Raw genomic sequence first — 18,949 nt, forward strand, 5'->3', positions numbered from 1 at the left:
GGCGCGCGCTTGCGCTCGATTATAGGACCACGCGGCTGCCGACAATATGCGGCAGCCGCGTGGATGCCGGGGTCATTCGGTCGGCGGCGCCTCCGCGCCCGCTCCCATCAAGGTGCCGATTTGCGCCGGACTGAATGGCGGGCGCGGCGCGGCGGCTTGCCAGCCGAAGTACAGTCCAGCGGCGGCGCCGCAGATTCGCCCCTGGCATGCACCCATTCCGCAGCGGGTATGCAGCTTGGCTTCGCGCCAATCCGGCCAGGCGCGCACTTCGCCAACGCTGACGTCTTCGCAACGGCAGAGCAGCGTCGCATCGTCGGGTGGCGTGCGCGCGGCGGCCTGTAACGCGAAGGCTGTTTCGACGCGCGTTGCGAAACGCTGCCATCGCGCGCGTTGGGTATGTAGCGCGACGGGGTTTGCCGAGCTGCGATTTGTGGCGACTTCGCTTACCAAGGTGCCCAAGGTGCCGCTCGCGCAGAGTCCGGCGATCTCACCTTCCACACCCGCCAGTTCCGCACCGCCAATGCCCGTGCATTCACCTGCCGCCAGCACGCCGTCGACTGAAGTCCGCTGCTCGCTGTCGACCACGATCTGCCCTGCTTCGTTGATCGCACAGCCGAGTGCTTGCGCAAGCGTGGTATTCGGCACCAGGCCATAGCCGCATGCGATACGGTCGCAAGCGAGTGTCAGTTGCCGGCGTCCGCGCTGGATGGTCACGCGCTCGACGCGACCATCGCCAAGCGCTTGCCGGACGATGCTGCCGGTCCAGTAACGCACCCCCGCGAAACCGCGCGTCATGGTCACGGCTTGCCGCAACTTCGCCGGCTCGGCCAATAAAGAAATTCCAAAGCGGGCAACCTCGAAAGCTGGTGCCTGCTCCACGACCGCCACGACTTGCGCACCGGCGGCACGCGCGGTGGCGAGCGCGGCAATCAGCAGCGGACCGCTGCCGGCAATCACGATCCGCTCGCCGCGCACCGGCATGCCGCCTTTAATGAGCGCCTGTAGCGCGCCCGCACCGGTCACGCCAGGTAGCGTCCAGCCGGCGAAGGGCAAGAGCCGCTCACGCGCACCGGTTGCGAGAATCAACTGCCCGTAGCTGATAGATACACCGCCGGGTTCCGCCGATTCGAGCAGCAGACCGCGCCGGGGCAAAGGCGCGATCACGCGAGTCGACGGCATAAGGGTGACGTTGGTTTGCATCTTCAAGGTGGCCAGGAGACCTTGCAGCGGCACTTGCGGCGGATGGCCGGGACCTTGCCGCCAGATTTGACCACCGGCGCGCGGATTGTCGTCGAGGACTGCCACCGTGGCGCCCGCGCGCCCCGCGGCTTGCGCGGCGTTCAGCCCGGCCGGACCGGCGCCTACCACGACGATATCGAAGTGTTGGTTCATCGTTTGCCTGTGGTGATGCCCGTGCCCTTGATGGCGGCAGTGGCTGTGGCGATGACCGTGCTCGCATTGGCATTGGCATTGGCATTGGCATTGGCATTGGCATTGGCATTGGCATTGGCGTTGGCGTTGGCGCTCGCGTTGGCATTCATCGCGCCCGCCGCGACGGTCGTGCGAACCACTTGCCCCTCTCGGCAAAGCGTCTGACACGCCAGCACATGCGCACGCCCATCGATCGTGACGCGGCACTCCTGGCACACACCCATACCGCACAGCGCCGCGCGCGCCTCACCGCGAACCGACGTCCGCGTACCCCCTCCCACGCCCGCGATCGCAAGCGCCGCGGCCACGGTCGTACCCGCTTCGACCGCGACGTGACGGCCGTCGATCGTCAAGTGGAGGCGCGCTGCATGGGCATTAGTCATGAGTCACCATCTGTTGTGCAAAACGGCGCGGCAAGTAAGGCTCGACAGGAATCGGTGCGACGTCCCCCGTGATTTGCGCAGCCAGTAACTTTGCGCTCGCGAGCGAGGTCGTCACGCCAAGACCCTCGTGTCCGATCGCCAGCCACACGCCGGGTGAAAAATCCCCGGCGGGGCCGATCAACGGCAAACCGTCGGGCGCCGCCGCGCGAAAGCCGGTCCACGCGCGAATGCCGTGGAGTGTCGGCAGAACCGGCAGATAACGCGCGGCACGCTGCAACATCTGGGCGAGCACCGGCATATCGACCGCAGAATCGGTCGTATCGAACTGGCGCGACGATCCGATCAATAACTGGCCCGTGGGCCGCGGCTGCGCATTGAATGCCACCGAGGTGCCGGCCGCATGATGCGCGCTCTTGATGTAGCCGAGTTCGAGCAATTGATGACGAATGAGCTCGGGGTAACGGTCCGTGATCAGCAGATGACCTTTCTTCGGCTGCAACGGCAGCGATCGCAGCAGTTGCTGAGCGCCCAGGCCATTGGCCACGATCACATGCGCGGCGCCAATGCGCTCGCCATCGGCCAGCGTCACGCCGTCGGCACTGACGGCGATGATCCGCGCGCCGAGCCGCACGCGAATATTCTCCACTCCTGAGGATTGTGTCAGCAGCCACTCGGCAACCGTGGGCGCATAGACGATACTGTCGTGCTCGATCCGCAAGCCGCCCGCCATCGACTGCGCGAGCGCCGGTTCGCACGCCCGCAACTCGACAGTGTCGAGCATCTGCGCCGAAACACCCTGCGCGACGAACGCGGCATGCATGGTGCGGGCGGCCTGCCATTCCTCGTCATCGGCTGCGACCCACAATGTGCCGCAGCGCGCGAACGCATCGCGCTTGCGCAGTTGCGGTGCAAGCGCCAGCCACAAATCGCGCGAGTAGCGGCTCAACGCGAATTCCGCGGGCGAGTCGTTCATCACGACAATATGGCCCATGCCCGCTGCCGTCGCGCCGCCGCCGATGCCCTCTGCGTCGAGTACCTCGACTCGCATGCCGAGCGCGGCCAGCTCCGCGGCACAAGCCGCACCGACAATGCCGGCCCCGACGATCAACGCGTCCGCCATCATGCGGTGCGAATGCCCCACGCGAACGGGTCGCGTTCGTCGAAACACAAGCGCCCTTCGGCCATGATGTGAGCGTGGCCGGTGATCGTCGGGGTCACCGAGACGCCATCGCCGGTATGGCGATAGCTCGCTTCGAATACGCTGCCGATAATGCTCTCCTGACGCCACACCGCGCCTTCGGCAAGCTTGCCGTCGGCGGCGAGGCAAGCGATTTTCGCGCTCGTGCCGGTACCGCATGGCGAGCGATCGTATGCGTTGCCGGGACAGAGGACGAAGCTGCGGCTGTCGATGCCGTCGCGCGAGCCGGCTCCAAAAAGTTCGACGTGATCGATCAACGCGCCTTCTGCGCCGGTGATGCGCTGCGCGATCAGCGCGTCGCGGATTGCCGCGCTGAACACGGTCAATTCGCCGATGTGCGTCGCCTCCAGCGCGTGCCCGTGGTCGGCAACCAGAAAGAACCAGTTGCCGCCCCAGCCGATGTCGCCAGTCAATTTGCCGTAGCCCGGCACGTCCACCTGCACGCCTTGCCGGTAACGATACGCCGGCACATTGCGCACGGCCACGCTGCCGTCCTCGTTGAGCGTCGCCTCGACAACGCCGACCGGCGTCTCGATCCGATGACGCCCCGGACCGATGCGGCCCATATGCGCGAGCGAGACGATAAGGCCGATGGTGCCGTGTCCGCACATGCCGAGATAGCCGACGTTGTTGAAGAAGATCACGCCGGCCGCGCAGCCCGGGTCGTCCGGCTCGCACAGCAGCGCGCCGACCACCACGTCCGAGCCGCGCGGTTCGGTGACGACGCCGGCGCGCCAGTCGTCGAAATGCGTGCGAAACACGTCCAGACGCTGCGCCAGCGTGCCGCCGCGAAGCGCCGGGCCACCCGACACCACCAGGCGGGTCGGTTCACCGCCGGTGTGCGAGTCGATGATATCGAGGGTTTTCATGATGCACATGGTAGGAATACCGGCCGCCGGAGTCTTGGTGTGCTTAAGCGCGGATTATGACGATTTCAGCATAGTCATTGCGCTCGCTGCCGCATGCCCCGATCTTTGATCACTGACTGAGTCCACGGCTGGCAGCGCCCCTCAAGAGGAATGGGAAACGCATGCAAGCCCTTGCCGGCGCGACCCAGACGCATCCCGCGCGTCGTCCTGAAATAGCGGGCTTAGCCGATCTTGCTGGGCCTCCAGGCATGACAACTATGCCGAAATCGTCATCAGCCACGCATGAATCACGCAAGACGGCGGCATTTTCCCTGCTTACACTGCGCTTCAATTCAACTCACTCGGGAGAGCAGTCGTGGCGCATATCTGGGAAGGCGTATGGCCGGCGGTAACCACCAAATTCAACGCGGATTTCAGCATAGACCGCAAATGGACCGGCAAGAATATCGAGGCGCAGATCGACGCTGGCGTGGACGGCATCATCGTGTGCGGATCGCTCGGTGAAGCATCGACCCTTTCGCTGGACGAGAAACTGGAGGTGCTAGATATTGCCGTCGAGGCCTCACGCGGCCGGGTGCCGGTGCTGCTGACGATCGCCGAGAACAGCACGCTCGACGCCTGCCGCCAGGCCGAAGCCGGCAGCGGTCATGGCGCCGCGGGTTTCATGGTGCTGCCTGGGCTGCGCTATCTGTCGGACCGGCGCGAAACCCTGCATCACTTTCGCAGCGTCGCCGATGCGAGCGCGCTACCCCTGATGATCTATAACAATCCGCTAGCCTACGGCGTCGACATGACGCCCGAGATGTTCGCGGAAATCGCCGACGAAAAGAAGATCGTCGCGATCAAGGAATCGTGCGGCGACGTGCGACGCGTGACCGATCTGATCAACGTGGTCGGTGACCGCTTCGCGATTCTGTGCGGGGTCGACAATCTCGCCATGGAAGCGATCCTGATGGGCGCGCATGGCTGGGTGGCCGGTCTCGTGTGCGCGTTTCCGCGCGAGACGGTTGTGATCTACAAGTTGCTGAAGGCGGGCCGGCTCGAAGAGGCGCGCGCGATCTACCGTTGGTTCGCGCCCCTGCTTGCACTCGACGTCTCGGCGAAACTGGTGCAAAACATCAAGCTGGCCGAGACGATTGTCGGGCTGGGCACGGAGCCGGTCCGCCCGCCGCGCCTGCCGTTGGCCGGCGACGAACGCAAGGCCGTCGATGCGTTGATCCGCCGGGCGATCGAAACCCGGCCGGTGCTGCCGCAAGTTTGAGTTGCAGCAGGCTCAAGCCGCCTGCTTCTCCGCACCCGCTTCACCCTGCCGCAGATGCAGCAGCCGATAGCCGCTCTTGTAAACGGGTTGCAGCCGGAAGTCGTTCTGCGGCTCGATCTCGAGCAGCAGGCGAAGGCGCGACACGTGGCTGTCGATGGTGCGGGTGAACTCGCGGAACTCACGGCCCCATACCATCGCGAAAATATGGTCGCGCGACAGCACGCGGCCGATATTGGAAAAGAACAGCGAGGCCAGCCGGTATTGCGTGCCGGATAGCGCGACCGGCTGGCCGCGCAGCATGACGAGCTGGCGATGCGTGTCGAAGTGGTAAGGCCCAACGTCGAAGCTCGCGGCGCTGAAACGGTCCGGATAGGCGCGGCGCAGCAACGCCGCCACGCGCTCGCGGAACTCGCCCGGCCGCAACGGCAGCGCGACGTAGTCGTCCGCCCCGCTGGCAAAGGCGCGCACCACGCTCTCCTCCGACGTCTCCGCCGAAGCGAACAGCACCGGCAGGCGGTCGCCGCCGACCGCGCGCACCGAGCGCAGAACCTCGGCGCCGGACAGGCGCGTGCCGTGCCAGTCCAGCACCAGCAAATCCACGGTGGAACGGGCGAGCGCCTTCGACATGGACAGACCGTCGTCGTAGGCCATACAGGTATGGCTGGCACTCATGAGGACCTTTTCGATCGACTGACGCATGACGGGGTCACGCTGAAGGATGGCAATGCGCATGGGATAACTCTTCACTGATAGCTCGGACGCGATTCTCAGAGGGACGCCCCAGTCATCCCATAGGAGCAATCCTAATTTACGCGCCGATCGCCCCCTTCCGACAGATGCCCGCCGCATTCCTACACGCGAAGGCTCCCGCTCGCACGGCGCGCACTGCTCGCGATACAGCCCATCCCCAGGAAGGCGGGTTTCAGGGAACTTTTTCCAATCTAATTAAGCACTTCCCTAAGCGAACCGCGGTCATCCTGTAAAATCCCCAGCCTGGCCCCAGTCGTCATCGCGCTAGCCCTATCCGGGCGGCGCGCCGGTGTCCCGTGCTCTACCCAGCGCTTGCCACACTTCTCGCCCGACGACCGCCGATTTTCCACGCGCTACGTGTGGCTCCCAATTCAAGACAAAACACAAGCAATGCAAGCGACAAATCTGGGTGGAGCGCAGGCTGTCACCCCACGCCCTCTTGGGCGAAGCGACTACAAGACACTCGGCCTCGCCGCGCTCGGCGGGGCGCTCGAGTTTTACGACTTCATCATCTTCGTATTCTTCGCGCCGGCGATCGGCCAGTTGTTCTTCCCTGCCGCGATGCCGGACTGGCTGCGTCAGGTGCAGACTTTCGGGATCTTCGCAGCGGGCTATCTGGCCCGGCCGCTTGGCGGCATCATCATGGCGCACTTCGGCGACCTGTTCGGCCGCAAGCGCATGTTCACGCTGAGCGTGCTGCTGATGTCGGTGCCGACGCTGATGATGGGCCTGCTGCCCACCTACGCCAGTATCGGCGTGATGGCGCCGGTCTTGCTGCTGCTGTTCCGCGTGATGCAGGGCGCGGCGGTCGGCGGCGAAGTGCCGGGCGCATGGGTATTCGTTTCCGAGCACGTACCGCAACGGCACGTGGGCTACGCGTGCGGCACGCTGACCGCCGGTCTCACGGCGGGTATCCTGCTCGGCTCGCTGATCGCCGCGGCGGTGAATCGCAACTTCGCACCGGCGGAAATCTCCGCCTACGCATGGCGCATTCCGTTCCTGGTGGGCGGGGTATTCGGCATGTTCTCGGTTTATCTGCGCCGCTGGCTGCATGAGACGCCGGTATTCGCCGAACTCAAGCAACGCAAGGCAATCGCCGCGGAAGTGCCGCTCAAGGCCGTATTGCGCGACCATGGCCGCGCCGTGATCGTGTCGATGCTGCTCACGTGGATGCTGTCGGCGGCGATCGTCGTGGTCATTCTGATGACGCCGACCCTGCTGCAAAAGCAGTTTCATATCGCGCCGGCCACCGCGCTGCTGGCGAACTGCGTGGCAACGCTGTGCCTGACGATCGGTTGCGTGATGGCCGGTTCCATCGCCGGCCGGATCGGCGCGGGGCGCACGATTTTCATCGGCGGCCTCGCGCTGGCGGTGACGTACTACGCGATGTTCCAGCAACTTGCCGTCGATAGCGCGGCGCTGGTGCCGCTGTACGCCGTGGCCGGTCTTTTTGTCGGCGTGATCGGCGCGATCCCGTTCGTGCTGGTCAAGGCGTTTCCGCCCGTCGTGCGATTCTCGGGCATCTCGTTCTCGTACAACGTCGCCTATGCGGTGTTCGGCGGCCTGACGCCGATCGCTGTTTCGCTGATGATGAAGTCGAACCCGATGGCCGCGCCGCTCTATGTCGGCGCGATCTGCATTCTCGGGGCGGTGACTACGCTGTTTATCAAAGACGCGCCGCCAGCGCGCTAATCGAGAAACTCCACAACGGCGCGCAGCTAGCGCGCCGTTGTTCTATCGTCTCCACGCCGCGCCTTTACCGCGGCTTCGGCGGTTTGGGCGGTTCCGGCGACATCCACACTTCACGCCGGACCGAAACATCGCGTGCTGCATCGGCCTACGATTCAGTCATGAACTCTTCCCACACGCCCCCCTCACCCGCTCTCGGCCGCATCCTTGCGACGGTCAGCGTCGGCTTCGTCGTCACCCAACTCGACGTCACGATCGTCAACATCGCACTGCCGAAAATCGGTGCGGACCTGCATGCGAATGTCGCGGGGCTGCAATGGGTCGTCGACGCGTACACGCTCGCGTTCGCCGTGCTGATGCTGTCGGCGGGCGCGCTCGGCGACCGGCTCGGCATCCGGCGCATGTACGCGGCCGGTATCGTGCTGTTCGCGCTCGCGTCGCTCGCCTGCGGCCTGGCGCTCGGCGCGCCCATGCTGGTGGCCGCGCGGGCGGTGCAGGGCATCGGCGCGGCCGCCATGTTGCCGAACTCGCTGGCGCTGCTCAACCGCTCATACGGTCACGATCCGAAACTCCGGGCGCGCGCAGTCGGCCTGTGGACTGCCGCGGGTGCGATTGCGATCGCGGCCGGGCCGGTGGTCGGCGGTCTGCTGATTGCGGCATTCGGTTGGCGCAGCATCTTTCTCGTCAATCTGCCGATTTGCGCAGCCGGTTGGCTGGCGACTTTGCTCTGGGTGCCCCGCTCTGAGCCCGCGCGAAACGAAACACGGCAAACGGCGGCGGCCAACGCTGCTGCATCGTCCGGAATTCATGCGGCGACCGAGGCAGGAACAGCACGCGCAGCGAGCCCGCGCGGTATCGACCTGAGCGGTCAGGCCTTGGCGATCGTCGCGCTCACCGCCTTCGTCGCCGCGGTGATCGAATGGCGGCCATTGGGGCTGGGCCATCCGCTGGTAGCCGGCGGTTTCATCCTTGCGCTAATCGCCACGGCTGCCTTTATCGCGGTGGAATCGCGCGTCGCGGCGCCGATGTTGCCGCTCTCGCTATTCAGCAAGCGCACCTTCAATGCGGCGGTGCTGTTCGGCATCTGCGTGAACCTGACGTACTACGGCATGGTGTTCGTGCTGAGCCTGTATTTGCAGCGCGTGCGCGGCTACACCCCGCTGCAGGCGGGCCTCGCCTTCCTGCCGTTGACCGGCGGCTTCCTGATTTCGAATGTGGCGAGCGGCTGGGTGGTCGGACGGTTTGGCGTACGCGTGCCGATGATTGCCGGCGCGATTACGGCGGGGCTTGGCTATGGCCTGCTGCATTTCGTCGGAGCGTCCACGCCTCTGGCCGGCTTGCTGCTGCCGTTCCTGCTTATTCCGTCGGGAATGGGGCTTGCGGTGCCGGCCATGACCACCGCCGTGCTGGCTTCCGTTGAAGCCAGACGCGCGGGCACGGCGTCCGCCGTGCTCAATACTGCCCGGCAAGCAGGCGGCGCTGTGGGCGTAGCCGCCTTCGGCGCGTTGGCGAGCGGCGCGGCCGCCGCACAGATCGTCACGGGGATACAGGCCGCGACAGCGATCTCGGTCGGCCTGCTGGCGATGGCCGGCATCATGGCCTGCCTTGTCCATCCGGAACCGCACGCGCCGGCCTCCATGCCTCACAAGGCCGGCCGAGGGCAAGTGCCTGACTCGCGCTGATCAGATCAGCGCGACTGCGCGACTGTGCGACTCTTACAGCGACGCTTCCTGAATCGCGCCGGTGTCGATCGCACGCTCGATCAGCCCTTCGTTTTGCGCCTTCGCGATCGCGTCCGCGATCAGCTTTTCCGGCTGTTCGATTTCGGCCTTGATCGTGCCAATCAGACCCGATGCATCCAGAACCACCAAGGTTTTCGCCGAATCGGCAAGGCTGATGATGACGCGATGCGGCGTAGGCCCTTCGCCGAGACTTGCGCACAACTGGGTAACCTTGCCGCCAATGGTTTGCTCAAAACTTTGAATCATTATTTGCTCCCTTGATTACACAGCCAGAATCGAAAGCGACGGGCACAGACTACGCCGACCGCGTGACTAGAGATTCAGTCCCCGGCGTGGCGATCGCGCGCCGTCGATACTGATACCGCCCGCTCCAGTCACGAAAAGCAGCAGGAAACCGCCGGCGATGCCAATGTTCTTCCAGAAGTGAATCACCATATCGCGTTGCAACGCGGGATCCGTGACGTTCCAGAAATCGTGGCCCAGCACGGCGGTTGCCACAGTGTAGACGGCCATGACGAGCGCGAGTGGGCGCACATTGAAGCCGACGATCAGCAGCAAACCACCGAGCGCCTCGACAGCGGTGGCAATCGGCGCGGCGACCTGAACGAACGGCACCCCCTTCGAATGCAGATAGCTGACAAAGCCCGCGTAGCCCAGCAATTTCATCACGCCGCCCCACAAAAACAGCACAGCAAGGGCGATGCGCGCGATGAGGATCACGCCGGAATCGACGGGACGCGTCATGAGGGGCTCCTGTAAATGAATAAGCAGCAGACCCGGCCAGGCGGCCGCAGTTCCCTATTTTGCATCCGGTAACATGTGCATTGCCCGCCTTTTCCAAGCGCGGGCCGGCGTGAACGGCGCAATTCGCACCGTCCCGAGGGAGAATCCAGGCAGATGAAGGTCCGCGGGCACCCGGCGCGCAGCGGATTTTTCCCGGCATGGCGGGCGGCAGTGGCCCGCACGGCCTCGATGCTTATCTACGCTCGAGGATACGTCGCGACTTCGATCAGATTGCCGTCCGGATCGCGGCAATACACCGACGTCATCTTGCCGCGCGCGCCGTCGCGTTCAACCGGGCCTGCCTCGATCTCAACACCCTCGGCGAGCCAATGGGCTTTGACCTCGGCGGGACTCGCGCTAGTGACGAAGCACAGGTCGGCACTGCCCGGCACCGCCTCACGCCCGGTGAACCACGCGACCGTGTCCGCATCCGCCGGACGCAGATTGATCTTCTGATTGCCGTAGGTCATTGCCACCCGCGTGCCGGTGCGCGACTCGAACTCGGTGCGCCGCATGCCGAGCATTCGGGCGTACCAGGCCGCGCTGGCTTCCACGTCAGCGACATTCAGAACGAGATGATCGAGACTGTCTATCGAGAAGCTCATGGGTCCCACCGCCGTGACGAAGTGTTATTGCTGCGGCGCATCCGGCGCGAGCAAAACACCTTTTGTGAAAACGAAGCAGCCGTAACCGCGCTCTTCACCGGTCGCGATCACGCAATAGGCTTTGCGCGCCCGTTCATAAAATGCGAAACGTTCGACCGAAGCGAACGGCACCTCGCGCCCTTCCGCCGCATTGATCTCGATCTGCGCTTCGCGCTGAACAGCCGGGATCGTATCGGGCTCGCCCACGACTTCCATCCGCGAGGCAGGACGATCGATGAATGTATCCAGCGGCATCACCGACAGAATCGCGCGGATCGCACGCGGTGCATTCACGCCATCGAGGCGAAGCAGCTTGCCCAATACCGTCTCCTCTGCGACCGAAGCGGCCGGAAAATTGGCGTCGCAAACAACCAGTTCGTCGCCATGTCCCATTGAGCGGAGCGCATGCAGCACGTCGGCATTCAGCAGCGGGTCCAGATTCTTCAGCACGGTGTCTCCTTGAGGTCTGATTGGTGGCTAGCCAGGCCGAACGGGTTGTCCCGGTAGTGTCCCTGTAGCACGTTGCGATCGATTGTAGCAAGACCGCGGCGCACGGTCCGTGGCCGTTGGCTTATGGTCAATCAGCCTTGCCGCGCGATGCGGTGAGCGGCGTTCCGTTGACACGCTCCAGCGCAGCCATCCGACCAGGGCGAGCAGCACGAGACCCGCGCCGCCCAACACCGGCTCGCGCCAGGCCAGCAACGCAGTGAAGGTGAAGGCGCGCGTGCCGGCCAGCAGAGCGAAGCCTGCGATCGCGCTGGAAAGCGCGTTGACCGCGCCCGACAGGCGCGCGAACGTGAGGACCGTACTAGGAACCGTGGCGGCAGCGGACTCGTGCATGATCGTCTCCGTGAAAAACTGCGTGTTGTCAGGTAGCGGCCGGTACCTGATCGAGGAAACCGGTCACCGCCTGCAGCCGGCCATGGGTATCGAGCAGGCCGAAGTCGGAGCCCTTGACGATCGCTTCGCCCGCAGGCGTGGTCAGTGCCCACGAAAACCGCAGGCGGTTCGCGAAACCGTCGACCTCGGTCGTGCGGCGAAACGTGTGATGCGGGAAGCGTTCATGCACCGCACGGATCATCGCGTCGATGCCGTCGTGACCCGCGCCCGCCAGCAGCGGATCGCGATAGTCGGCATCGACGGCCCACGTCGCGGCGATCAACTCGCGGCGGCGCACTGCATCCGTTTCATTCCATGCGTCGAAATAACGGTCGATCAGATCGGTATGCGCATTCATCTCAGACTCCTTGGTTGGCATGACTGAGCACTACGCCAGGCAGACACGTTGTATGCGGCGGGCTCGGAACACAGATTGGCGCCTCGGGCGCGGCGCGTCGATTACGTGAGAGGTAAGCATCCGGATGCACGGAGGGGAAGAACCGTGTTTTTTCCTGCCGGATTGGCCATCCGGCCGAATCGTCAGGAGCGGCGTCAGCCGCTAACCTCGTGAAGCAAATGGGGGGCCGCGCGGCGTGGACGCACGGCATGTGACGAACTGAACGGGTGCGGACACGAGCCGCTTTTTCAATATGGTTTTTACTCTTGCAAAACCGTATCCACGGGGATACACTCCTCAACAGATCGGTTCACCTCCTGTGTACACGGTCAATCGCACCGAGGAATTCGACAGCTGGCTTGCGGGCCTCGCAAATTTGAGAGCGAGGGCAAAGATCCTGGTGCGGGTCCGGCGTGCGGAGCGAGGTCATTTCGGCGACGTAAAGCTGCTAGAGGACGGTGTATCCGAAATGCGCGTTGATAGCGGTCCCGGCTACCGGGTCTACTTCGCGCGCGAAGGGCGAATGGTGTACCTGCTGCTCTGCGGAGGCGACAAGTCCACGCAGGCGGCCGACATCAAACACGCCAAAGCAATGTGGGCAGCAATCAGAAAGGAACTGTCATGAGCAAAGTCAAAACCGCACGGTTCGATGCATCGCACTACCTCGATAGCGAAGAGATGATCGCTGAATATCTCAACGCAGCCCTGGAAGAAAGCGACGCCGACGTCCTGCTCGCCGCGATCGCCGATATCGCAAAAGCGCGCGGCATCGCAAAGGTCGCGGCCGACGCCGGGCTCGGGCGCGAAAGCCTCTATAAAACGCTCGCACCGGGCTCCAAACCGCGCATGGATACTGTGTTCAAACTGCTGCGCGCACTGGGCGTCAAACTTAATGCCGTACCGGAAGGTGTGGCGCACGCCTGATTCGCACCCGCCGTGTCCTTGACTGGGGCAACGCGCTGAATGGGCTGCGATTCGTGGGTGCGTGGGTGCGTGGATGTGTGTGAGCGCGCGGATGCGCCTACGCTTTCCCGGATATTCCCGTGTATTCCCCGATAATCCGTGGTATTCCATTACCTGCCAGGTAATGGATTGCTAACGCGCTTTGGCTATCATCGGTAGCATGAACACACTCTCTCTTGCGCAAACCATCCCGTCGAACGCTCCGACGGCAAGCCGCACGGTCGGCGATCTGCTGCGCGAATGGCGGCAGCGGCGAAGAATGAGCCAGTTGCTGCTCGCCGCCGAAGCCGAAATTTCAACGCGGCATCTGAGCTTCGTCGAGTCAGGCCGCGCGGTGCCCAGCCGGGAAATGGTCATGCACCTCGCCGAGCGGCTCGACGTGCCGCTCCGTGCGCGCAACGCGCTGCTGGTCGCGGCGGGTTATGCGCCGCTGTTCCGCGAACGTCCTCTTACGGACCCACAACTGGCCGCGGCGCGCGAGGCAGTCGAGTTGGTGCTCAAAGGTCATGAGCCGTATCCGGCCCTCGCGATCGACCGTCACTGGACCATCGTGGCCGCGAACAATGCGCTTGCGCCACTGCTTGCAGGCGCAAGCCCGGAACTGCTGAAGCCGCCAGTCAACGCAATGCGGCTGAGCTTGCATCCGCAAGGCATCGCAGCGTCGATCGTCAATTGGCATGCCTGGCGCGCACATGCGCTGTCCCGACTGCAGCGGCAAATTGACGTGAGCGGTGACGAAACGTTGAGCGCGCTGCGTGACGAGCTCGCCGCCTACCCTGCTCCGCCCGGCGCGCAAGCAGCCGGCCACGACGAGACCGCGAGTCACCAGGTCGCCGTGCCGCTGCGTTTGCGCACGCCAATCGGCGAGTTGTCGTTCTTTAGCACAACCACGGTATTCGGCACGCCGGTCGATGTAACGCTATCGGAACTTGCCATTGAAGCGTTCTTTCCCGCCGACCAGCAAACCGCGGCGGCCCTGCGCGAGTTTGCCGAAAGTCAGCGCGCCGAGACGCAAAAGGCTGAAGCCGGGAAGTCCTAGCAGGCACCGCGGACAGCGGCGCCTCATCGAACACGGCGTTGTTAGCGCTTGCGGCGCCATTCAGATCACATGGAGAGACGCATTCGATGAACAGCGCCGTACTGATCCGCCAACTTGGTCCGGCCGACCGCGACGCTTATTTCCAGCTTCGCCTGCGCGGTCTGAAAGCCCATCCGGAGTCGTTCGGCCAAGGCTATGAAGAAGCGCTGGCCAAGGGCCCTTCGCAGCATGACACGATGTTGCAAGGCGCACGCGCGGCCAAAGGCGATTTTCTGCTCGGCGCTTATTCAGTCAATGCGGCAGTCAACGCGGCAGTCAACGCGGCAGTCAATGCGGCACCGGCCAATGCGCCATTGATCGGCGTGGTCGGCTTGCTGCGCAGCCAGCGCGACAAGGAACAGCACAAGGCCGCTGTCATCGGCATGTATGTCGCGCCGGAAGCGACAGGTCGCGGCGTCGGGCGTGCTTTGCTCAATGCGTTGCTGGAACGGGCGGCGCAGGTAGAAGGCCTGAGGCAAATTCAGTTGATCGTGAATAGCCAGAATGAGGCGGCACGCAAACTCTATGAGTCGCTCGGCTTTCGCAAGTATGGCTGCGAGATCGACGCGCTGAACGTCAACGGGGTGTTTCATGATGCCGATCTGATGGCGCGCTTCATGTAACAATTATCTGCCGTTCGTCATTCAACCATCATGTCCGATTTCTCCACTTCGCTTCCACGCGTACCGCGTCGCTTCGACATCAATCCAAGGCCGCTTGGCGCCGCGCTCGTGCTAATCGCGCTGGGCGCTGTCTATCTGGCGCAAACCGTGAGCGGGCGCCAGGCGGCGCTCTATATCGTCGGCGCGCTGCTGGGTATGTCGCTTTACCACGCGGCGTTCGGCTTTACCTCCGCATGGCGGGTCTTTATCGCCGACGGCCGCGGCACCGGTCTGCGCGCACAAATGCTGATGCTGGCGCTCGGCGTATTGCTGTTCTTTCCGGTGCTCGCCGCAGGCACGCTGTTCGGCCGGCCGGTAGTCGGCCTGGTCGCGCCAGCCGGCACGTCGGTGCTGGTCGGGGCCTTCATGTTCGGCGTCGGCATGCAGCTGGGCGGTGGCTGCGCGTCCGGCACGCTGTACACCGTGGGTGGCGGCAGTACACGCATGATCGTCACGCTGGCCGCGTTTGTCATCGGCTCGGTTGTCGCGACCGCGCACATGCCGTTCTGGACCGCGCTGCCATCGCTCAAACCGCTTTCGTTGGTCAGCGCGCTCGGCGCGGGCTGGGCCATCGTGCTGAATCTGGTCGTTTTCGCCGCGATTGCGGCGCTCACGGTTGTGGTCGAAAGGCGCCGTCATGGCCGGCTGATCAACGAGCCGCCACGCGCGCCCCATGCGTCGCGCTGGTTGCACGGCCCGTGGCCGCTGTTTGTCGGCGCAATCGCTCTGGTGCTGCTCAACTTCGCAACCCTCGCGTTGTCCGGTCGTCCCTGGGGAGTGACGTCGGCGTTCGCGCTGTGGGGCGCCAAGCTATTCGCCGCACTGGGTATCGACGTGGCCAACTGGCCGTATTGGGCCGCTCATGCCAACGCCGGTGCGCTGGCTGCGCCTGTTACACGTGACGTCACCACAGTCATGGACATCGGGATCATCCTCGGCGCCATGACGGCTGCGGCGCTTGCCGGCCGTTACGCACCGGTCTGGAAAGTCCCGGCCCGCTCGCTGATCGCGGCGGTAGTCGGCGGCCTGTTGCTCGGCTATGGAGCCCGTCTGGCCTATGGTTGTAACATCGGCGCCTATTTCAGCGGCATTGTGTCAGGCAGCTTGCATGGCTGGCTATGGCTGGTCGCCGCCTTCGCCGGCAACGTGCTCGGCACCCGCCTGCGCCCGGTGTTCGGCCTCGAAGTCGAGCGGATGCGCGCAAACGGTTGCTAGAAGTTACAAATGCGGCCTCGTTTGTAACTGGGGCCGCACCAACCTGTTACATCTCTGATTTGTCCCCATAGCGGCGTCGACGAACGGTATTTATTACTTTTAATTGATCTCGCTTTCTATTTCCTTTCTGATTCGTCCAGATTTTTGCGGCGCCCTGCCAGCCGCGCGCCATTACTCAGATGAATAAGTCTGAAGCCCGGCACACAAGGGTTTCCATGGATTAGACGAAATTCTCAGGCGGCAAAAAATCTGCTATGCATCCTCTATTACAGCGCCGTGAAAGAGTTACCGAAATTTGATGCATTTTTTTGAGATATTTTTTTGAGAGGGGATTGATTTCTCGTTTTACCCTTCATACAATTCGTCCCAAGCTGTTACGAAATGTAACGCGATGTATCAAAAGGTCGCCATCTGTATCAGGTGGTGACACGTAGCCGGAGGACAACGTTTCCGGTGAGGCACAAAAGACATAACGGCAAAAAAAAGGCCGACATAGTAATTCGGGGCTTCGGAAACACAGAAAATGGACCGTAGCAGCGAGACGCTGGATTCAATCCGCGAGATCAACTTGTCTTACATCATGCTCGCGCAACGTATGTTGCGTGAGGACAAACCGGTCGGGATGTTCCGGCTGGGACTGTCGTCGGAACTGGCTGATTTGCTTGCTGGGCTGTCGCTAGCGCAGATCGTCAAGCTGGCCGCTTCCGATCAGCTTTTATGCTTCTTCCGCTTCAACGACCACTCGATGTTGTCGGCGTTGACGCAAACGACGAAGCACGCAGCAGTTGCACCGACTCACGCGGCGATTCTGCTTGCAGGCCAGCCTGCTGAGCAGTTTGCTTAATCGAGGTGACCGCGATGCTCAAGCGTAGCCTGACGGAAGACGCGCAAGAAGTATTTCGCGCCATCGCGCTGATTGAACTCGGCGCACGCATGCAGGTACTCGAAAGCGAGTTGACGCTTTCGCGCGACCGCATGATCCGCCTGTACCGCGAGGTCAAAGGTGTATCGCCGCCCAAGGGCATGCTGCCGTTCTCGGCGGACTGGTACATGACGTGGCTGGCGAACATCCACGCGTCGTTGTTTTACAACACGTACCTGTTCCTGAAGAACGAAGCACGGTGCTCACATCTGGACGCGCTGACCAAAGGGTATCGACTGTATCTGGAACATTGCCAGCACAGCGAAACCGAACCCGTGCTGGATCTGACGCGTGCGTGGACGTTGGTGCGTTTCTTCGACGCCAACATCCTGCAGTTGACCAAATGCTGCCGTTGCACCGGCAAGTTTGTCGCGCACAAGCACGATCTGCAGCACAACGTGGTGTGTGGTGCCTGCCAGCCGCCGTCGCGCGCCGGCAAGACCAAGAAGGCCGCGGCCGCTCGCCAGGAAGCGCTCGAAGCAGCGCAGATCGCGCAAGCCGCCTGAATCGGATTGAATCGATGAGGGCCGGTCCAGCCTGATTCGAACGGAAGCCCTCAGGAAAAAGGTCCGCCACCAACACGCGGACCTTTTTTATTTGGCTTTCGCCCGACGGCGGCCGCCAGGCTCCGCCCGGCCGCCACTTATTGCCTCCTGATTTGCCGCATCAAGTCGCAGCCTCAGGTTTCGCCGCAGCCGCCTTCTTGGCGGCCGCCTCAACCCACCAGACCGACCGTCTGCACCACCAGCCACAGGTTCGCCGCACTGATCACTACGAACAGCGACCAGGCGAGCAGCCGCGTCGGCAGTCTGTTGGCGAATTCGCCCATCAGAGAGCGATCGTTGGTCATGCGAATCAACGGATAAAGTGCGAACGGCAGTTGCAGACTCAACACCACCTGGCTTGCGACCAGCAGTTTGCCGACAGCGCCGTTGCCCATCATCTGCACGCCGATCAGCGCCGGAATCAAGGCCAGCGCCCGCGTGATGAAGCGCCGTTGCCAGCACGGAATTTTCAGCTTCAGGAAGCCTTCCATGATGACCTGCCCCGCCACCGTGCCGGTAAAGGTCGAACTTTGACCCGACGCCAGCAGCGTGATCGCGAACAATACCGCGGCAAAGCCGGTACCGACGATCGGCGCCAGCAGCTTGTAAGCGTCTTCGATTTCGGTAACCTGATTGTGGCCGGTCGCGTGGAACGCAGCGGCCGCGAGAATCAGGATCGCCATGTTGATCAGCAGCGCGATCACCAGCGAGACGATCGTGTCGATGCGCGACATGCCGATCGCCGACCTGATGCTGGCCGGATCGCGCTTGACCGCACGGGTCTGCACGATCGACGAATGCAGGTACAGGTTGTGCGGCATCACAGTCGCACCGAGAATGCCGATCGCCAGATACATCGGCTCGCGGTTGCTGAGCGCTTGCCACGAAGGAATCAACCCTTGCGCAACCGACGGCCAATGCGGCTGCACCAGCGCCAGTTCGATGATATAGCCCACGCCGATCGTCGCGATCAAGCCGAGCATGATCGCTTCGAGGTCACGAAAATTCTTGCCCTTCAGGCCGAGCACGATCAGCGTGTCGAACGCGGTCAGCAACACGCCGGTGGTCAGCGAGCATTTAAAGAGCAAGTGAAAGGCCAATGCGCCACCGAGCACTTCGGCCAGATCGCAGGCCACGATCGAGAGTTCCGCGAGCAGCCACTGAAAACGGGCGACGCCAGGCGAATAGCGCAGTCTCGACAACTCGGCGAGGTCGCGCCCGGTGGCGATGCCCAGACGCATGCTCAGGCATTGCAGCGCCATCGCCGCAAGACTCGACAGCATTACGACGAACAGCAGGCTGTAGCCGTAGCGCGAACCCGCTTCGATATCCGTGGCCCAATTGCCCGGGTCCATGTAGCCGATCGAAATCAGCAGACCGGGGCCGGCGAATTGCAGGATTTTTTTCCAGAACGGCGCGCCTTGCGAAACGGCAACCGTGCCTTGTACTTCAGACGGGCAGAACGGCGCCGTGGCGGTAGTCGGTAATTTGAACTGCAATCCGGTGGTCTCTTGAAGAGGAATAAAACGCGACGCCTC

The 18,949-nt window shown here is 63.3% G+C and carries 21 protein-coding genes and 1 pseudogene; 10 read left to right on the forward strand and 12 right to left on the reverse strand.

Translation table 11 applies throughout. The features are described from left to right. Window positions 1–72 precede the first annotated feature (72 nt). From AC57B6_RS06505 to AC57B6_RS06520, 4 genes and pseudogenes are all read right to left on the reverse strand, one after another. Entirely contained in the window at window positions 73–1,392 is a 1,320-nt protein-coding gene (locus AC57B6_RS06505) for an FAD-dependent oxidoreductase (protein ID WP_496420877.1), read from the reverse strand. 167 nt (window positions 1,393–1,559) lie between these two features. Next, a pseudogene (locus AC57B6_RS06510) lies at window positions 1,560–1,814 on the reverse strand ((2Fe-2S)-binding protein); the annotation flags it as partial. Then, window positions 1,807–2,937, reverse strand: coding sequence for an NAD(P)/FAD-dependent oxidoreductase (locus AC57B6_RS06515; protein WP_496420884.1), 1,131 nt, complete (start codon window positions 2,935–2,937; stop codon window positions 1,807–1,809). The gene AC57B6_RS06515 and the pseudogene AC57B6_RS06510, both read right to left, overlap by 8 nt. Beyond that, on the reverse strand, window positions 2,934–3,890 hold the full coding sequence (locus AC57B6_RS06520) for a 4-hydroxyproline epimerase (protein ID WP_474632243.1): 957 nt from the start codon (window positions 3,888–3,890) through the stop codon (window positions 2,934–2,936). Before AC57B6_RS06520 ends, AC57B6_RS06515 begins: the two co-directional genes overlap by 4 nt. Window positions 3,891–4,236: 346 nt before the next feature. Between AC57B6_RS06520 and AC57B6_RS06525 the strand changes: the two genes are divergently transcribed. Continuing rightward, complete coding sequence (locus tag AC57B6_RS06525; RefSeq protein WP_046572723.1) at window positions 4,237–5,142, forward strand: dihydrodipicolinate synthase family protein; 906 nt, start codon at window positions 4,237–4,239, stop codon at window positions 5,140–5,142. Between the two features lie 12 nt (window positions 5,143–5,154). Here AC57B6_RS06525 and AC57B6_RS06530 read toward each other — a convergent pair whose 3' ends face one another. After that, window positions 5,155–5,874 (reverse strand): response regulator transcription factor, encoded by a 720-nt coding sequence (locus tag AC57B6_RS06530; RefSeq protein ID WP_028194918.1) that lies wholly within the window; start codon window positions 5,872–5,874, stop codon window positions 5,155–5,157. A 408-nt stretch (window positions 5,875–6,282) separates the two neighbouring features. Between AC57B6_RS06530 and AC57B6_RS06535 the strand changes: the two genes are divergently transcribed. Both AC57B6_RS06535 and AC57B6_RS06540 read left to right on the forward strand, forming a co-directional pair. Then, window positions 6,283–7,584: an MFS transporter gene (locus AC57B6_RS06535; protein WP_046572722.1), complete on the forward strand. Its 1,302-nt coding sequence runs from the start codon at window positions 6,283–6,285 to the stop codon at window positions 7,582–7,584. Between the two features lie 158 nt (window positions 7,585–7,742). After that, a complete protein-coding gene (locus tag AC57B6_RS06540) occupies window positions 7,743–9,263 on the forward strand; it encodes an MFS transporter (RefSeq protein WP_496420878.1) in 1,521 nt (506 codons plus the stop codon). 33 nt (window positions 9,264–9,296) lie between these two features. Here AC57B6_RS06540 and AC57B6_RS06545 read toward each other — a convergent pair whose 3' ends face one another. From AC57B6_RS06545 to AC57B6_RS06570, 6 genes are all read right to left on the reverse strand, one after another. Then, window positions 9,297–9,569 carry a hypothetical protein gene (locus AC57B6_RS06545; RefSeq protein ID WP_028194921.1) on the reverse strand — a complete coding sequence of 91 codons (273 nt, stop codon included), beginning with the start codon at window positions 9,567–9,569 and terminating at the stop codon, window positions 9,297–9,299. 66 nt (window positions 9,570–9,635) lie between these two features. After that, window positions 9,636–10,067, reverse strand: a complete 432-nt coding sequence (locus AC57B6_RS06550; protein ID WP_496420879.1) for a DoxX family protein — start codon at window positions 10,065–10,067, stop codon at window positions 9,636–9,638. Window positions 10,068–10,303: 236 nt separating this feature from the next. Continuing rightward, window positions 10,304–10,711 (reverse strand): VOC family protein, encoded by a 408-nt coding sequence (locus AC57B6_RS06555; protein ID WP_028194923.1) that lies wholly within the window; start codon window positions 10,709–10,711, stop codon window positions 10,304–10,306. Window positions 10,712–10,735: 24 nt separating this feature from the next. Then, a complete protein-coding gene (locus AC57B6_RS06560; RefSeq protein ID WP_030100251.1) occupies window positions 10,736–11,200 on the reverse strand; it encodes an RbsD/FucU family protein in 465 nt (154 codons plus the stop codon). Between the two features lie 27 nt (window positions 11,201–11,227). Continuing rightward, a complete protein-coding gene (locus AC57B6_RS06565; RefSeq protein WP_496420880.1) occupies window positions 11,228–11,590 on the reverse strand; it encodes a hypothetical protein in 363 nt (120 codons plus the stop codon). Window positions 11,591–11,618: 28 nt separating this feature from the next. After that, entirely contained in the window at window positions 11,619–11,987 is a 369-nt protein-coding gene (locus AC57B6_RS06570) for a nuclear transport factor 2 family protein (protein ID WP_030100249.1), read from the reverse strand. Window positions 11,988–12,279: 292 nt separating this feature from the next. On the opposite strand from AC57B6_RS06570, the gene AC57B6_RS06575 reads away from it, so the two are divergent. From AC57B6_RS06575 to flhC, 7 genes are all read left to right on the forward strand, one after another. After that, window positions 12,280–12,651 carry a type II toxin-antitoxin system RelE/ParE family toxin gene (locus AC57B6_RS06575; protein ID WP_106352399.1) on the forward strand — a complete coding sequence of 124 codons (372 nt, stop codon included), beginning with the start codon at window positions 12,280–12,282 and terminating at the stop codon, window positions 12,649–12,651. Next, on the forward strand, window positions 12,648–12,950 hold the full coding sequence (locus AC57B6_RS06580) for an addiction module antidote protein (protein ID WP_028194927.1): 303 nt from the start codon (window positions 12,648–12,650) through the stop codon (window positions 12,948–12,950). Before AC57B6_RS06575 ends, AC57B6_RS06580 begins: the two co-directional genes overlap by 4 nt. Window positions 12,951–13,149: 199 nt before the next feature. Then, on the forward strand, window positions 13,150–14,028 hold the full coding sequence (locus AC57B6_RS06585; RefSeq protein WP_030100247.1) for a helix-turn-helix domain-containing protein: 879 nt from the start codon (window positions 13,150–13,152) through the stop codon (window positions 14,026–14,028). Between the two features lie 86 nt (window positions 14,029–14,114). After that, the gene (locus AC57B6_RS06590; RefSeq protein ID WP_496420881.1) at window positions 14,115–14,690 is read left to right on the forward strand and encodes a GNAT family N-acetyltransferase; all 576 of its coding nucleotides are present in this window, start codon (window positions 14,115–14,117) and stop codon (window positions 14,688–14,690) included. 30 nt (window positions 14,691–14,720) lie between these two features. Continuing rightward, the gene (locus AC57B6_RS06595) at window positions 14,721–15,944 is read left to right on the forward strand and encodes a YeeE/YedE family protein (RefSeq protein WP_496420882.1); all 1,224 of its coding nucleotides are present in this window, start codon (window positions 14,721–14,723) and stop codon (window positions 15,942–15,944) included. 523 nt (window positions 15,945–16,467) lie between these two features. Further along, window positions 16,468–16,788, forward strand: coding sequence for a flagellar transcriptional regulator FlhD (gene flhD / locus AC57B6_RS06600; protein ID WP_028194930.1), 321 nt, complete (start codon window positions 16,468–16,470; stop codon window positions 16,786–16,788). Window positions 16,789–16,802: 14 nt separating this feature from the next. Further along, window positions 16,803–17,372: a flagellar transcriptional regulator FlhC gene (gene flhC / locus AC57B6_RS06605; RefSeq protein WP_028194931.1), complete on the forward strand. Its 570-nt coding sequence runs from the start codon at window positions 16,803–16,805 to the stop codon at window positions 17,370–17,372. Window positions 17,373–17,581: 209 nt separating this feature from the next. Here flhC and AC57B6_RS06610 read toward each other — a convergent pair whose 3' ends face one another. Then, window positions 17,582–18,910: an Nramp family divalent metal transporter gene (locus AC57B6_RS06610; protein WP_028194932.1), complete on the reverse strand. Its 1,329-nt coding sequence runs from the start codon at window positions 18,908–18,910 to the stop codon at window positions 17,582–17,584. Window positions 18,911–18,949: the final 39 nt, after the last annotated feature.

The organism is Paraburkholderia sp. BGA-UO-ETr-F12, from assembly GCF_059567945.1.

What these genes read in the sequence shown, in the direction of transcription:
- AC57B6_RS06515 (WP_496420884.1), bottom strand. Translation starts at nt 2,937, where the DNA reads ATGATGGCGGACGCGTTGATCGTCGGGGCCGGCATTGTCGGTGCGGCT.
- AC57B6_RS06545 (WP_028194921.1), bottom strand. Translation starts at nt 9,569, where the DNA reads ATGATTCAAAGTTTTGAGCAAACCATTGGCGGCAAGGTTACCCAGTTG.
- AC57B6_RS06505 (WP_496420877.1), bottom strand. Translation starts at nt 1,392, where the DNA reads ATGAACCAACACTTCGATATCGTCGTGGTAGGCGCCGGTCCGGCCGGG.
- AC57B6_RS06580 (WP_028194927.1), top strand. Translation starts at nt 12,648, where the DNA reads ATGAGCAAAGTCAAAACCGCACGGTTCGATGCATCGCACTACCTCGAT.
- AC57B6_RS06595 (WP_496420882.1), top strand. Translation starts at nt 14,721, where the DNA reads ATGTCCGATTTCTCCACTTCGCTTCCACGCGTACCGCGTCGCTTCGAC.
- AC57B6_RS06585 (WP_030100247.1), top strand. Translation starts at nt 13,150, where the DNA reads ATGAACACACTCTCTCTTGCGCAAACCATCCCGTCGAACGCTCCGACG.
- AC57B6_RS06570 (WP_030100249.1), bottom strand. Translation starts at nt 11,987, where the DNA reads ATGAATGCGCATACCGATCTGATCGACCGTTATTTCGACGCATGGAAT.
- AC57B6_RS06535 (WP_046572722.1), top strand. Translation starts at nt 6,283, where the DNA reads ATGCAAGCGACAAATCTGGGTGGAGCGCAGGCTGTCACCCCACGCCCT.
- AC57B6_RS06520 (WP_474632243.1), bottom strand. Translation starts at nt 3,890, where the DNA reads ATGTGCATCATGAAAACCCTCGATATCATCGACTCGCACACCGGCGGT.
- flhD (WP_028194930.1), top strand. Translation starts at nt 16,468, where the DNA reads ATGGACCGTAGCAGCGAGACGCTGGATTCAATCCGCGAGATCAACTTG.
- flhC (WP_028194931.1), top strand. Translation starts at nt 16,803, where the DNA reads ATGCTCAAGCGTAGCCTGACGGAAGACGCGCAAGAAGTATTTCGCGCC.
- AC57B6_RS06565 (WP_496420880.1), bottom strand. Translation starts at nt 11,590, where the DNA reads ATGCACGAGTCCGCTGCCGCCACGGTTCCTAGTACGGTCCTCACGTTC.
- AC57B6_RS06555 (WP_028194923.1), bottom strand. Translation starts at nt 10,711, where the DNA reads ATGAGCTTCTCGATAGACAGTCTCGATCATCTCGTTCTGAATGTCGCT.
- AC57B6_RS06575 (WP_106352399.1), top strand. Translation starts at nt 12,280, where the DNA reads ATGGTTTTTACTCTTGCAAAACCGTATCCACGGGGATACACTCCTCAA.
- AC57B6_RS06540 (WP_496420878.1), top strand. Translation starts at nt 7,743, where the DNA reads ATGAACTCTTCCCACACGCCCCCCTCACCCGCTCTCGGCCGCATCCTT.
- AC57B6_RS06550 (WP_496420879.1), bottom strand. Translation starts at nt 10,067, where the DNA reads ATGACGCGTCCCGTCGATTCCGGCGTGATCCTCATCGCGCGCATCGCC.
- AC57B6_RS06530 (WP_028194918.1), bottom strand. Translation starts at nt 5,874, where the DNA reads ATGCGCATTGCCATCCTTCAGCGTGACCCCGTCATGCGTCAGTCGATC.
- AC57B6_RS06590 (WP_496420881.1), top strand. Translation starts at nt 14,115, where the DNA reads ATGAACAGCGCCGTACTGATCCGCCAACTTGGTCCGGCCGACCGCGAC.